This is a genomic window from Fervidobacterium pennivorans DSM 9078 (genome assembly GCF_000235405.2).
Classification (GTDB): Bacteria; Thermotogota; Thermotogae; order Thermotogales; family Fervidobacteriaceae; genus Fervidobacterium; species Fervidobacterium pennivorans.
In genome coordinates, this window is record NC_017095.1 from 852,784 (window position 1) to 865,889 (window position 13,106).

Consider the following 13,106-nt stretch of genomic DNA (forward strand, 5'->3'; position numbering starts at 1 on the left):
AGAAACAAATCAACCCCGACTCATTGGAGTCGGGGTTGTTTTTGTTTGGCATCTTCGATTCTTTGTTACCTTACTCGCTAGTTGAGTATCTCAAATGAAGTTCTGTATTTGCTGTTGTTTTCCCGTGTTCAAACGTTGTTTCAGTAGCCTTCCGTCCTGTTACGGAATAATTTTCACCATCCCATTCCCATGTGACGTTATCCCATACGACAACTGTGTACGTTCCAGCTGGATGTTTTCCAAGCCAGAAGTAAGCATCATCTCGTGGCCTTCTCATTTTTAGCACCGTTGGTGTAGCTGTTGTGTCTGTTCCTTCAAATAAACCGATAAGCAGCGGAATAGTTGGTGTTGCATCGTCAATCAGTATGTCTCCATAAATCGCCCACAACTTCTTCAATTCTCCACGCCAGCGATACGCGACTCTTGGAACGAGCATGTAGCCTTCCGAATCTGTCTTAATAATACTTCTTGTCCAGTCTATGGCAAGGACTATCTGTGACTCTTCTGTTTTTACTTGCCAGTTGAGATTTGGAATAACTACTCTGGCTTTGTCAGATGGAATTGTTACAGCATAGTTTGAACCGTTTATTGTTACTGTTGCTTGTGTTACCTCAAAAGCCAACGCAACTATAACCGCACCATTTGGAATATCGAATGTCAGCCAAGTTGCTTCATCAATTAAGTTCACAAGGTCCACTTCTTTGTCAACAGCAGTTGGTGTAGCCCACTTCCCAGCGCCAGGCCCTGTTGAGTATTTATACGAAAACTTTGAAATTTTGACATACAAGTGTTCAATATCTTTTATCCAAGGAGCTTCTGTTCTTTGATTTAAACCTTGCAAGTCAGCAGAGGAATATTCTTGTGGTTTCACGGAGTCTCCACTACCGTCAACACCAGCTGCAAGAACAACAGATACGGTTGATTTTGTTGGTCCAAACAAGTTTAGTTGACTGCAGCTGAAAAGTACCAACACCAAAACGCTCAACCCAAATACCAAGAATACCTTTTTCATCTTTCCACCTCCCAGAAAGCATTTGATAATGTTAACTAAAAGTATTGAAACTTTCCAAAAACCGCATTATCCTTATAAAGAGGGGACACCCCCCAACCAACTCTCGACAAAGGAGGTATCCCGATATGAACAACTCAACGCTCTCTTGTCCAAAATGCGGTTCCACCAGCTTATACAAAAACGGTCATGACAAATACGGTAACCAACAATTCCTTTGCAAACTCTGCCATCATTCTTTCAAACTCTCCCATTCTCAAAAACGCAAAAACTTCCCTTTCCCTTATCCCAAATGCACTTCTTGTGGTAAATCTATGCAAATTTACAAAGTCCGTCGCTCTTTCGTTGTCTTCCGTTGTAGAGCTTGTCGTACCAAAGATAGAGTACCTTTTAACCTCCCCGAACCAGTCACCCTTATTCCTGAGAAATTTAAATATTTCCGCTTCCCTATCTTTTTCGTCTTAAAGGCTTTTGTTTTGTATATGAAACACAATATGTCTTATCGCTCTCTTGCTCATTCTCTTAATATCAAAGTATCTCATGTCACCATATACAAATGGGTTATTAAATTGTGTACTTTATTCTCTGTACTTTTTCCAACATTTACCATCGAAAATGTTTTCTCAGTTCATGCTGATGAAACTGTTCTTGTGTTCAAAGAACAAAAGTACTATGTTTGGCTATTAGTTGATCACGAAACTAACTTAATTCTTTGTTGGCATGTCTCAAAGTATCGTGATATGGGACAAGTCAAAGTATTGCTCGAGAAGTTCTTTGGTAATTCAAAACCTAGAAACATTGAACTTATTACTGATGGACTTGGTGCATATGAAAGTGCAGTAAAGCTGTTGTTCAGAAATATCAATCACGTAGTGGTACCGCTCGGTAAAAACAATCAATGTGAATCTAAGTTTTCATTGTTGAAAGACTTTTTCCGACTCAAGCGAGGGCTGAAGAATACGAAGAATTTAGCAAAATACATTCAAGGCTTTTGTGTAGTGAAGAATCTTTGGAAAACACACAATGGCAATATCAATTGCATTCTTTCACACTTACACTCTTTCATCACTACAAGTTAACACTATCAAGCATTTAGTGAGTTTGATAACACTTTTACGTCAATAGTTTGGCTTGGAGAATGTAAGAAATTAATACACCAACTTACATCCAAAGTCTAAAAAGAAACAAGACTATCAGTTTTCCTACCAAATATAATATCATATCTTGTGAGGCTTAAAAAAACCTTAGAAATAAGCTTTGGAATCTCTAAGGATTTCTTAAGCATTGGTGTGTAAAATGTTTTTGTCAAAGTTATATTTTCGAGAGCTACATTTTTGAAAGCTGGAGGTGAATTGTCATGAGATTTCGTTGGCTTGGACCATGGTTAGGAACCGCTTGTATCGGAGGTTACAACGGAGCTTGGTTTGTGGAAACATTTTGGTGGCTAAGACCTGTCTTATCTTTTGCACTCTTTCTCATAGCTGTTTACGTGGTTTATAGACTTTTCTTTGCTAAGTCGAATGTCTTTCGAAAAAAAGATCAAGCAGTAGAAATACTCAATGAACGCTTTGCAAAAGGAGAGATAACAGAGGAAGAATACAAAAGGATGCGAAGTACTCTCGAGGAACACAAATAAACTAAGAAGTCAAATAGTAGTTATACCGAACCGTTTACACCCCAGTACCCCCTTCCCCTCCCGGGAAAGTGAAAAAGCGGAAACATTAAAGAAGATGCCCCCATATACATAATGGGGGCGTTCTTCTTTTATTCTTTATTCGTTTGATGAAAACCTAACTTTTGCAATCCCTTTTTGATATATTTGTTTCTCATTGTGATGTCCCAAAGTAGGCCTGTCTTGTAGTTTTCTATCATGAGCAATTCTATACCTTTGTCTATACCAATGTAAATTTTTGACACCCAATTTCTGTCTAAATTGTAAGCGTCTTTAAAACCGTAGTGACCCCATAGTTGAGGTACATGTTCGAAATAATATTTCACAGTTTCTTCAACTATGTCTGGTGTAAAAACCACTGAGCCAATAGCACCGCAAGGTGGTATTGTGCCATCTGTTCTATGCGTCGTGTTGTTGTTAGCCGATGGTGGTGCTCCAAAATCACCTCGATAACCATCTGGAGAATCGCAGGCGGTGAGTCCCCAAGACTTTTCGTGTAAGGTTTTATAAACAGTATGCATATCTTTGCAAAATTCCCAATTTGCTAAAGTCGCAAGTGTCGAATTTTCAAACCAGTTGACGTTCTCTTTGTCAACAATATTTCGAAAATCGATCCAAGCGTGAGAATACTGATAAGTGAAGAGGGAACCAGTGTATGTGTAAATCAGCTCGTAATCTTTGTATTTTCCTTTCTTTCTTTCAAAAGAATAATACACCGAAGGATCTATAGGATACGTTGGTGAAGCGACGCCTAGAATATATATAATCAGCTGTTCAGCGTAACCATCCCAGTGACCCCAAAATCCTCTTTCAAAATTGTAGCCCATATAAATTTGGTTTACTTGTTTGTCTAAATACCACGGAAACTCCACTCTCGAATAAAGAGATTCAAACAAATCGTTTACTTCTCCACCAAAATATTCACCTACAACAAGCGCTCCCATAAGAAATAGCGCAGTGTCAATAACCGAAACTTCAGACTGCCAAGTTCTCTTCCCATCTTTCATACTTACAAAGTGGACAAAGAAACCATGCGTTTGTTCCACATTATTGAGGAATGTTTCAAGTGTTTTCACTGCTCTTTGATATCCTTCTTCTCTTGATATCCATCCATTCTCAACACCAACTGGTACCGCACTTAGTCCGAAGCCAACAGAAGCTATACTTGCCACGTTTTTATCACCTGTATTATCAACAATCAACCCATAACCTTCTTTGGTTTCGGAAACTTCGTTCCAAAAGAAGTTGAAAGACAATCTTTCCTCTAATTCAAGAATATCTCTTACGTGCATGAAATATCAACCCCTTTGAACATAATGCAAGATCACTTTTTATAGATGAAACCAAGATTTTTCAAACCATTCTGAACATACGGAATGCTCATAAAGATTTTCCAAACCAGTTCGTTTTTATAATTTGCAATCATAAGCAACGTAATCCCTTTATCTATACCAATGTAATCAGAAGCAAACCAATTAAAATCAAGGTTGAAAGAGTCTTTCAAACCGTATTTCCCTATTAGCGCCGGTAAAGTGTAATAGTTATCCAAAGCCCACAAAGCTTCTTTAGGAGTGAAAACGATGGATCCCAAAGCACCAGCCGGTGCTAAAGTCCCATCTACTTGGTGTGCTGTGTTGTTATTCCCAGATGGAGGTGCCCCTAACAATCCGTTGTATCCACTGGGCGTATCGCATGCGGTAATACCCCACCCTATTGTAAAACTCTTGAATTTATGTTTATTATCCGTGCAAAAGTTGTAGTTAGCAAGACTTGCTGCTATCGAGTTGTGAAACCAATTGATTCCAAGCTTATCATACCAATTACGAAAATCAATCCAAGCATGCGAGTATTGATACGTAAAAAGTGAACCGAACCAAGAGTGAATGAACCTTTCTCCCTTGTAACTACCGTAATTTCTTTTAAATGTGTAATACACATCCGATTCTATCCGATATTTTTCCACTGGTGTTCCTGCTCCCAGCACGTATAACATTAGTTGTTCTGCATAGAAATCCCAAAAACCTTCAAATCCTCTTTCCGGGGTATAAGCCATATAAAAGAAATTCTTTGTAGGATGAACCATTTTGTTCCAATTTACTCTCTCGTAGATTTGTTTAGCTTTTTCCCAGGCTTGACCACCAAAGTATTTCCCAGCCGTTAGAACTCCGCATAACAGAATCCCTGTATCAATTGTTGAAACCTCGCTATTCCAAGCTCGCTTTCCAGTGTCCCTATCCAAGAAATGATAAAAGAAACCGTGAAAATTATCAAGTTTTAAGATTGTATCCAATGTTCCTAAAACCCTCTTAAGTCCTTCCTCCTTTGTTATCCAACCCTCTTCCACACCGATTACAACCGCAGTAAGTCCGAAGCCAGTAGAAGCTATGCTTGCTATTCCTGGACTACCAGGATATCTGTCTCGAATTAGTCCATATCCTGGGCTATTTTCGTTCGCATTTGCTTGCTCCCAAAAGTACAGGAAAGAACCTTTATATTCTTTCATAAGGTTCTCAGACAGTTGGTTAGCACCGATACTCAAAGTCAAAGCAAATAACAGAATGGAAAAAATAAAAGCTTTTCTAAACATCTTATCACCCTTCCTGCTAAATTTATTCGCCGGTTATACCTGTTCGATCTATGCTCTCTACAAACCAATCTTGCGCGATGAAATAGATCAAAATTAAAGGCAAGATTGTTAAAAGCGTTCCGGCCATTATTATCGCTTCGTTTAAGGTTCGGCCCGTGGTCGTTCCAGGAACAACCAGGTAAAGTCTTCTGAACATATCTTCAAATCTTTGAAGTTGTAATGGCAGAGTTGTCCATTTTTCACCTAAGTAAAGCGCTGTGATAACTGTATCATTCCAATACCAAACCAACGAGAAAAGGAAAGAAATGAGGTAAGCCGGCATGGCAGATGGTGCAACGATTCTTGCAAATATTCTAATTGTCGAAGCGCCATCTATCTTTGCGGCTTCTTCCAAGGATTTCGGAAACATGTTGAAAAATTGATAAAATATGACAATGAAAATCGCGCTCCTTATTCCCTGAGTAAAGGTTGCTGGTATAATCAATGACCATAGTGTCCCGAGTAGGTTCAGGTCTTTAAACATCAAAAACTGTGGAATCATAGTAACCTGGGGCGGTAAAATGAACGTTGCAACAGCGATGGCGAAAAGTATATTTTTCCCGGGGAACCTAAAACGTGAAAACCCGTATCCGACGACCGATGCAGAGATAGTTTGCAAAAATGCGGGTATTGTTGAGATAATGATAGTTTGTATTAGTGTCTTCGCGTAATCGAGAACCTTTACAGCTTCTTTGTAGTTACCGGTGTATAACTTCGTCGGAATCCACTTCACAAGTGGGTTCACCAAATCGGACGTATCCATGAAACTGTATGATATCATGTATATTATCGGATATACAAAGACAAAACCGATAAGCAGTAGCATAAAGTAGACAGTGGCTATTTCGAAAGCTTTCTTAGTTCTTTTTTCAATAAAGTAGAGATCTAATCGGCTTCTCTCATCTTTTGGCTGAAGCTTCTTAAATACTCGGATTTTCATGATACTCTTACCTTCCTTCTGTAAATCGCTGATATTAGAGAGAAAAGTCCTATAACAACCAATATAGCCAAAAAGTATATCCAAGCGAGAGCAGAAGCATAGCCAAGTCCTCTCTCAGGTCTATACATGTCTACGAGTATCTTTTTAACTATTGGACTCGTTGCAAAAGTTGAAAGTGTTACTATTGTGTAGATGATATTGACAAATGTAAGTGGTGCCAAAACAGGCATTGTGATTTTCCAGAGGATTTGCCATCTTGAAGCGCCATCTATTTTGGCTGCTTCGTACATGTTTTTATCTATCTTTTGCAAACCAGCTAGGTACACGAGGATTTGCACACCGGAATACCAAAGTATCATTATAAATCCCGAGATAAACATCCCAAGAACCCTTGAAAAGACAGTTGGCAAATTTGTCTGCAGCATTTTAACGAACTGAAGATTAGCTAATCCTGAAAATGTCATAGCTCCTTTGCTCAAAAGTTTGTCAAACACAGGTCCGCTGGCAATAACCACTGGCAAGAAGTAAATCGTCCGAAACAGGCTTCTGCCCTTTATTTCAATGTTCAACAGCAAAGACATAATCATTGCAAAAGAAACTATGATTGGTACAAAAACAATCATTTGTAGAAAATAGTCGACAAGCATCTGAGGATAGTCAACATCTGTAAGCAAAGCGTCTTTAAAATTCTTCAATCCAACGAAGAACATTCTCACACCGCTTGCTGTAACTTTAACCTCATTTAGACTATAGAGAAACGTTCTGACGAGAGGAATGATTGTGAAAACAAGAAAACCAATTATCCAAGGAGAAACGAATAGTAAACCCTTTAGTGCTTCTCTTGTGCGTAGCTTTAGTCTCATAGAAGTCACCTCGCTTGTATCACTGCAAAACTTATAGGTTTAACAATTTTGCTATCGAAATTAAATGGCTTTTCACTGTAGTTGAACAAAACCTTTGCCCCGTTATCGTATGTATTTAGGTAGACGTCTTGGCTAACTTGCACACGAGAAACCAACTTCGAATTGATAAAAAATAGAGCTTTTTCATACATTTCTTTTGCGATCAGTATTTTTGGAAGCCAATCCTCAAACCTTGTCGATACCAAATCCTTAGAATTCGTGTTGACAAGCTTCTCCGAACTTTCCCAGGTTAAGTAAAACGAAGGGAAAATACCATATTCTATACATGCCAAAAGGTCTCTGTTGTAATCTGATGAAAGGTTGAGCGGTGACGAAAAGATAGGCAAAAATTGCTTTAGTATGTAAGGTACAATTGGCAAAACCTCATCCTCAATTTCATAGCCGGAGTTTGTTAACGAAATGTCAGATAAAGCACCTGCGAGGCTTATGACGTACCAGTTGAACCCGTAGACGATAGGTTTGCCAAATATTCTAAACGCATTAGTGAAATCAGTAACTACTTCTGCTCTAGTCATATCCCGAGTTGAAAACGCTAAGTCTCCTACAGAACCAAGCGCAAATTTTTTGATTCCCACTTTTTCAAATTCCCTTTTTTCTTTGATTACAAAAGATTTGACAAATTTAGGAGATAGAACGTATTTTCCTTCGTATTCCATAAATTGTTCAAGTCTGTTCAGTGCGATGCCTATTTTATTCAGTGATTTTGATTCTTTTGGTGAAAGGATGTAGTTCACATAGAAATAATCTTCCAAAGGTTGTAAGGGTCTCCCGAAAATCCGTTTTTCTAACGGCAGGTGTTTCGGAGAACTAAGTGATAAACCTCCTTCAGTATAACCAACCAACACAAATAGAGATTCCGGAATAAATTTCCTCAGCACACTTTTTATCTTAAGAAATTGCTCCTGGTTTGTCATTTTAACAAGTGAGTAGTCAAATGTAGATTTCTTTGCTTCAGCGATAAGAACGTCAAACTTGAAGGTATAACCATTCGTTGCGTTAGATTTCTTCGAGTATTCCTCGACAAAACGCTGAACGAGTGAAAATTCGTTGGCATTAGGAACAAAGAAGTATCTGACAGTAAATTTTGTCGTGTTCAACTCTTCTTGTGGAACAGTTATACCTTCCCCCGCTTTATTCAAAAGTTTCTTATGAAGGTCCCTTAAGACAAATCTCGCGGTTATCCAATTATGGTTCGTAACTATACCAGCTTTAAAAGCATTTATCTCGGCATACATATCTCCTTCTTCAATAACGGTAAGTAATCCATTTATATATTCATTAGCCAGGTTTTCAGAGTTTTGCGAATCGGATGCATATAAAATGCCGTAGAGTGGAAGGGAGTAATTTTCAGGTTCTTTTACATTTCTGAAATAGGAATACGGGAATACTTCCCGAAATCCTATATCTAGCCCGTAGAGTCGTGCTTTAAATGGGGCGGTTGCGACTGTTTTCTTTGATAAGTCAATCTTCGCTCCAACTCCATCAGCCAAGATAAAACCTCCATTCACAACTCCATGGGAGCCTCCTAAATAAGGATAAAGGTACAATCCCATCAACCGGTATTTTCCTTCGTTTATATTATTAATTTTCAATCGGAGCGAGTCTTTTATCAGCTCATACGAAACGTCGAAAGACGCACCTATGTTCTCAAAAACAATAGATGCAGTAAACATATTCGAAGACCTTTTTCTAATAGAGATTTTTGCATCTCTCGTTGAGTAGGTTCTTTTAATATTCCCCGTAGAATCACAAAATTCTACAATAAACGGTGTATTGAAAAAAGAACTCCATATTTGATTTAGTTCGGAATCTTCATCTTCCAATACAGATTTCCATTGAGCGTTATTTCGCTTGTCAGTAACCATAAACTGTAAGCTATTGGTATCAAACGAAACTCGTAAGTATTCATTTTCTAATTGTGCGTTATAACTTGGGCGAAAGAAGCGGTAATCGCTTTCAGAAAAGCTTTCTACCTTTGAAACGACAACTTCAGAAGGTCCAGCTTGAACCAACCAAGCAACTCCAAGGACTATTAGCAAAACAAAAAGAAACCTCAGGAGAATCTTTCTTAACCCCTTTCTAATGGACTCATTTAACCTTAACACGGTATATCAACTCCTCAAATATAGACGTAAGGAATGAAAATTCTTCTCTAACAAGCACAGCGATGATTACCAGCAGTATCGTTATAAGTATCATTGCAAAAATCGTTAATAAAAAGTTTCTAACGGTTTCGCCGAAAGAGAAGTTGTGAACCTGCGCGATGACTATAAAGAGTAAGACAAACGACCAACCCCATATTATCTGCATTCCAAAAGTGTAGATGAAAGACTCGTTTAAGGTTAGCAAATTTGTTATTAAAGCAAGAGGAACCGAAAACAATAAGTAAGGAAGAAAAGAAGCAATCGTTCCTATAAAGATGTGTTTGAACTTTCCTTCACCTTCTGAAATCTCACTAACTAAAAAGTTTGAAAGAACAAATAGGAAAAACAGTCTGTAAGTATCAACAAAAAGTCCCAAGAAATTTATTTTCCTTGCATCGAAACCCACAAACAGTGGTGAACCAATAATTCTTATAATTACGTTCTCAGCGTAAAGTAGCAAGTACAAAAAAATCCCTGTGAACCAAGATATCCTATCGTGTCGCTTCATTTCGTAAACAGCGTCGAATGGGTTCTTGATAAAAAGCCAAGTGTAACGCAGCTGTTTAATTAAAAAGTTATCCATTTTTATAGCCTTTTTCTCTCTCTTTTTGATAAAACCTTGCCTTAGGAGTATTGTTCTGATAAGATCAGCAATTGCCAAGAAAACAAGCACAAAAAACACAGGTCCAACTGTTTTCTGCAACCATATGTTTCTTATATACCAAAAAGCATCGGAATAACCCTTCGCGTCTCGTGCTAGTCTGAAATATTCAAAAGCTTTCGTGTAATTTTCCTTTTTGAATTCTACATTTCCCAAAACTTTATATGTCAAAACAAAAGCTGAGTTTGTTTTCTGAATATCTCTCCAAATTTTCTCACTTTCCAGGTACATACCCTGATTGTAGTAATAAACACCCTTTAAGACAAGTTTGCCAAAAAAAGTTATTCTGAAGATTGTTACCGTTCCATCCTCTTTATCTAAAACAAAGATTCTGCCATCATCAGTGACAGCAATAGCACTCGCTGAACGGAAAAGCCCGAGTCGGTTTTCATAGAAGCTCTGCCCACCGAAAACAAAGATTAGATTACCAAGAAGGTCGTAAACATATACCAAACCATCAGCCGTAAGGGCGTATACCGTTCCGAGCGAATCCACGTCTATGTCTACAAACTTGTCGTTTGAAAGTGACAACTTTGGATAGATATTTACCCCAGCAACATTGAATCTTTTTATGGCGTCTTCTTTAAGACCTTGAGTTATGGTCCATACAGCATTGGTATGATCTATAGTCACACTCGTTGGGGATGGGGGTCTAATTTTCAACAATTGAGCCCTTTGTGATTCTGTAAATATCAACCTCTGAAGAACCATCCTCAAGGTAACCTTAGGGGTATTGGCTCCAAAAAAGCTCAAAAATCTGCCATCTTTATTGAAAACTGCAAGTCCGTTAGTGACACCCTGACAAACAACATATATATTTCCTCGCCTATCTGCAGCAACTTTGAGAGGTATGAAATCGTTCAGACGCCCATAAATAGGTGAATCTGGTTTCGAAATTGTAAGAACCAAATTCCCATCCGGTGCAAATTTATAAACACTTTGTGCCCAAGAGTCTGCAACGTATATGTAATCATTCTCATCGACGTAAATGCCATCCGGATTTGTAAGAGTTCCTTCACCAACGTAGGAAACTGTGGTCCTGTCTTCACTTGCGAAGTTGATGATTTCTATTCTTGCGTTTTGCGAGTCACTTATGTAGAGTTTTCCTTTATGCCAGAAGATATCCGAAATCGATGATGTATCGAAAACAAGTTTACGCCATGGAACAAAGGCGTCTTGGGTACGAACTAGATTATCACCTATACCTAGTGTGTATGTGTAATACGGAGCGTATCCCAAAATTGAGGAAACTATCAAAGTGGTTAAGGAAAAAACTATTAGCGATAATTCTTTACTGCAAAGCTTTGTCATCCACTCGCCCCTTTGTATCAATTTTTTATCATTTAATACCAGAGTGTGCCATCGTATTCATAACCTTGCTTTGTGTGAACATAAAGATTATTAGATTCGGCAGAAACATAATTGCAGCTGCGGCTGCCGCTATCCCTGCTCCCGCTACTGTGCCTGCATTTCCACTTAGTGTTGACATATAGTAAGCAAAGTTTTTCAAACTCTCGTTGTTTATATAGATAAGGGAAGCTTCCATTGAGTTCCATGCACTTTGAAATGCAAGAATAGCAACTGTTGCAACCGCTGGTTTTGTAAGCGGAAGGATTATTTTCAAGTATATGAACCAGTCATTAGCACCATCGATTTTTGCAGCTTCGATAAGAGAATCAGGAATCTGATCTATGAACTGTTTAACTAAGAAAAGGCCAACAGGCATTGCAAGCATGGGTAAAATATGAGCTAAGAAGTTATCCACCAACCCAAGTTTTGCGACAATTATGTATCTTGGGATGGAAACTGCTGTTGGTACAAACATGAGCGCCAAAGTATTGATTTCGAAAAGTAGTTTTTTGTACTTGAAATTTTTCTTTGACAGTACATACCCTGCAGCAGTACTTATGAATATGGACAACGTAACCACACTAACAGCAATTATAACGCTGTTAAAAAGATATCTGCTTACAGGAATACCCGACTGTGTCATAGCACTGAAAAGTGCTTTGAAATTCTGCAACGTAGGATGCCTTACAAATATCCGCGGCGGAAAAGCGAATAATTCGTTATATGGTTTGAAAGCATTCGAGAATATAAAGATCAACGGTATAGACATAAACGCCGCAAACGGAACAAGAAAAAAGTAGAATTTCAGTTGACTCTTGTCAAATCTCTCCGGATTGATTTTTGTGCCCTTAAAAGCCATACTATCACCTCTAAGTCCTTTGGAATCAGTCTCTGTCGAGGAACAGCGCCCAAACAAACTTGGAACTTATCCATATCATTATCAAGAGCACAACAGAGATTGCTGCCGCGTACCCCATTTCATACCTCATGAACCCAAAGTCTTCGATATGATTTACTATAAGCTGTCCAGCATATTGTGGAGTTGGATTTGAGCCAGAGAGCATTACTCCAATATATCCAGCCTGAAATGTAGACACAACAGCCATAACAGCACCAAAAAGCATTTGCGGTTTCATCAAAGGGATTGTAATATAAAATATTTCCTGCCATCTTTTTGATATTCCATCTATGTATCCAGCTTCGTAAATTTCTGGGTCGGTATTCAACACACCTGCAAGCATGGCTAAAAAGCCGACTCCCATACTACTCCACAGTGTTACAACCACCATAGCTGGAAAAAGGAACTTCGGTGATTGAAGCCACTGAACAGGTTGGTCAATGAGCCCCAACCTTAACAACAGACTGTTTAGATATCCTGATTTATCGCCACTGAATATTGTCAACCATATAACTTGCATGGCCACACCAACTGTCATTGACGGAGAGTATATAATCAGTGCAAGAATTGTTCTGGGGATTCTCGGAATTTGTGCCAACATCCAAGCCAGTATGAATGCAAGAAAATAACCGGTTGGTCCAACCAAGATTGCAAACTTTATTGTATTCGGTAAAACATATTGCATAAATACACTATCTGTTGTGAAAAGGGATATGTAGTTCTTAAGCCCTACAAATTTTGGAAATTGTATGGTATTGAAGTTAGTAAACGAAAGCAAAATAGCTAAAATTGTTGGAACGACGATGAATATTGTAAAAAGAGCTATATAAGGCGAAAGAAAGGTAATTATCCATCGATGTTCGCTCTTACTTATCTTCACAAA

At 38.4% G+C, this 13,106-nt stretch carries 11 protein-coding genes; 2 read left to right on the top strand and 9 right to left on the bottom strand.

Annotation, left to right across the window (positions count from 1 at the left end; genetic code table 11):
* Nucleotides 1–70: 70 nt before the first annotated feature.
* Entirely contained in the window at nt 71–1,012 is a 942-nt protein-coding gene (locus tag FERPE_RS03940) for a DUF4382 domain-containing protein (protein WP_014451362.1), read from the bottom strand.
* Nucleotides 1,013–1,137: 125 nt separating this feature from the next.
* Between FERPE_RS03940 and FERPE_RS10600 the strand changes: the two genes are divergently transcribed.
* Nucleotides 1,138–2,088 (top strand): DDE-type integrase/transposase/recombinase, encoded by a 951-nt coding sequence (locus FERPE_RS10600; protein ID WP_014451363.1) that lies wholly within the window; start codon nt 1,138–1,140, stop codon nt 2,086–2,088.
* Between the two features lie 278 nt (nt 2,089–2,366).
* On the top strand, nt 2,367–2,645 hold the full coding sequence (locus tag FERPE_RS03950) for an SHOCT domain-containing protein (protein WP_014451364.1): 279 nt from the start codon (nt 2,367–2,369) through the stop codon (nt 2,643–2,645).
* A 128-nt stretch (nt 2,646–2,773) separates the two neighbouring features.
* Here FERPE_RS03950 and FERPE_RS03955 read toward each other — a convergent pair whose 3' ends face one another.
* The 8 genes from FERPE_RS03955 to FERPE_RS03990 are packed head-to-tail and all read right to left on the bottom strand — an operon-like array spanning nt 2,774 to nt 13,103.
* Nucleotides 2,774–3,973: a glucoamylase family protein gene (locus FERPE_RS03955; RefSeq protein ID WP_014451365.1), complete on the bottom strand. Its 1,200-nt coding sequence runs from the start codon at nt 3,971–3,973 to the stop codon at nt 2,774–2,776.
* A gap of 32 nt (nt 3,974–4,005) precedes the next feature.
* Complete coding sequence (locus tag FERPE_RS03960; protein WP_014451366.1) at nt 4,006–5,268, bottom strand: glucoamylase family protein; 1,263 nt, start codon at nt 5,266–5,268, stop codon at nt 4,006–4,008.
* Nucleotides 5,269–5,290: 22 nt separating this feature from the next.
* Nucleotides 5,291–6,247: a carbohydrate ABC transporter permease gene (locus tag FERPE_RS03965; protein WP_014451367.1), complete on the bottom strand. Its 957-nt coding sequence runs from the start codon at nt 6,245–6,247 to the stop codon at nt 5,291–5,293.
* A complete protein-coding gene (locus tag FERPE_RS03970; protein ID WP_014451368.1) occupies nt 6,244–7,110 on the bottom strand; it encodes a carbohydrate ABC transporter permease in 867 nt (288 codons plus the stop codon). Before FERPE_RS03970 ends, FERPE_RS03965 begins: the two co-directional genes overlap by 4 nt.
* A gap of 5 nt (nt 7,111–7,115) precedes the next feature.
* Nucleotides 7,116–9,275 (bottom strand): DUF5696 domain-containing protein, encoded by a 2,160-nt coding sequence (locus FERPE_RS03975; RefSeq protein ID WP_014451369.1) that lies wholly within the window; start codon nt 9,273–9,275, stop codon nt 7,116–7,118.
* Nucleotides 9,259–11,286: an SMP-30/gluconolactonase/LRE family protein gene (locus FERPE_RS03980; protein ID WP_014451370.1), complete on the bottom strand. Its 2,028-nt coding sequence runs from the start codon at nt 11,284–11,286 to the stop codon at nt 9,259–9,261. Before FERPE_RS03980 ends, FERPE_RS03975 begins: the two co-directional genes overlap by 17 nt.
* Before the next feature lie 28 nt (nt 11,287–11,314).
* Nucleotides 11,315–12,184 (bottom strand): carbohydrate ABC transporter permease, encoded by an 870-nt coding sequence (locus tag FERPE_RS03985; protein WP_014451371.1) that lies wholly within the window; start codon nt 12,182–12,184, stop codon nt 11,315–11,317.
* Nucleotides 12,185–12,209: 25 nt separating this feature from the next.
* Complete coding sequence (locus tag FERPE_RS03990) at nt 12,210–13,103, bottom strand: carbohydrate ABC transporter permease (protein ID WP_014451372.1); 894 nt, start codon at nt 13,101–13,103, stop codon at nt 12,210–12,212.
* Nucleotides 13,104–13,106: the final 3 nt, after the last annotated feature.

What these genes read in the sequence shown, in the direction of transcription:
- FERPE_RS03965 (WP_014451367.1), bottom strand. Translation starts at nt 6,247, where the DNA reads ATGAAAATCCGAGTATTTAAGAAGCTTCAGCCAAAAGATGAGAGAAGC.
- FERPE_RS10600 (WP_014451363.1), top strand. Translation starts at nt 1,138, where the DNA reads ATGAACAACTCAACGCTCTCTTGTCCAAAATGCGGTTCCACCAGCTTA.
- FERPE_RS03985 (WP_014451371.1), bottom strand. Translation starts at nt 12,184, where the DNA reads ATGGCTTTTAAGGGCACAAAAATCAATCCGGAGAGATTTGACAAGAGT.
- FERPE_RS03960 (WP_014451366.1), bottom strand. Translation starts at nt 5,268, where the DNA reads ATGTTTAGAAAAGCTTTTATTTTTTCCATTCTGTTATTTGCTTTGACT.
- FERPE_RS03955 (WP_014451365.1), bottom strand. Translation starts at nt 3,973, where the DNA reads ATGCACGTAAGAGATATTCTTGAATTAGAGGAAAGATTGTCTTTCAAC.
- FERPE_RS03950 (WP_014451364.1), top strand. Translation starts at nt 2,367, where the DNA reads ATGAGATTTCGTTGGCTTGGACCATGGTTAGGAACCGCTTGTATCGGA.
- FERPE_RS03940 (WP_014451362.1), bottom strand. Translation starts at nt 1,012, where the DNA reads ATGAAAAAGGTATTCTTGGTATTTGGGTTGAGCGTTTTGGTGTTGGTA.
- FERPE_RS03970 (WP_014451368.1), bottom strand. Translation starts at nt 7,110, where the DNA reads ATGAGACTAAAGCTACGCACAAGAGAAGCACTAAAGGGTTTACTATTC.
- FERPE_RS03980 (WP_014451370.1), bottom strand. Translation starts at nt 11,286, where the DNA reads ATGACAAAGCTTTGCAGTAAAGAATTATCGCTAATAGTTTTTTCCTTA.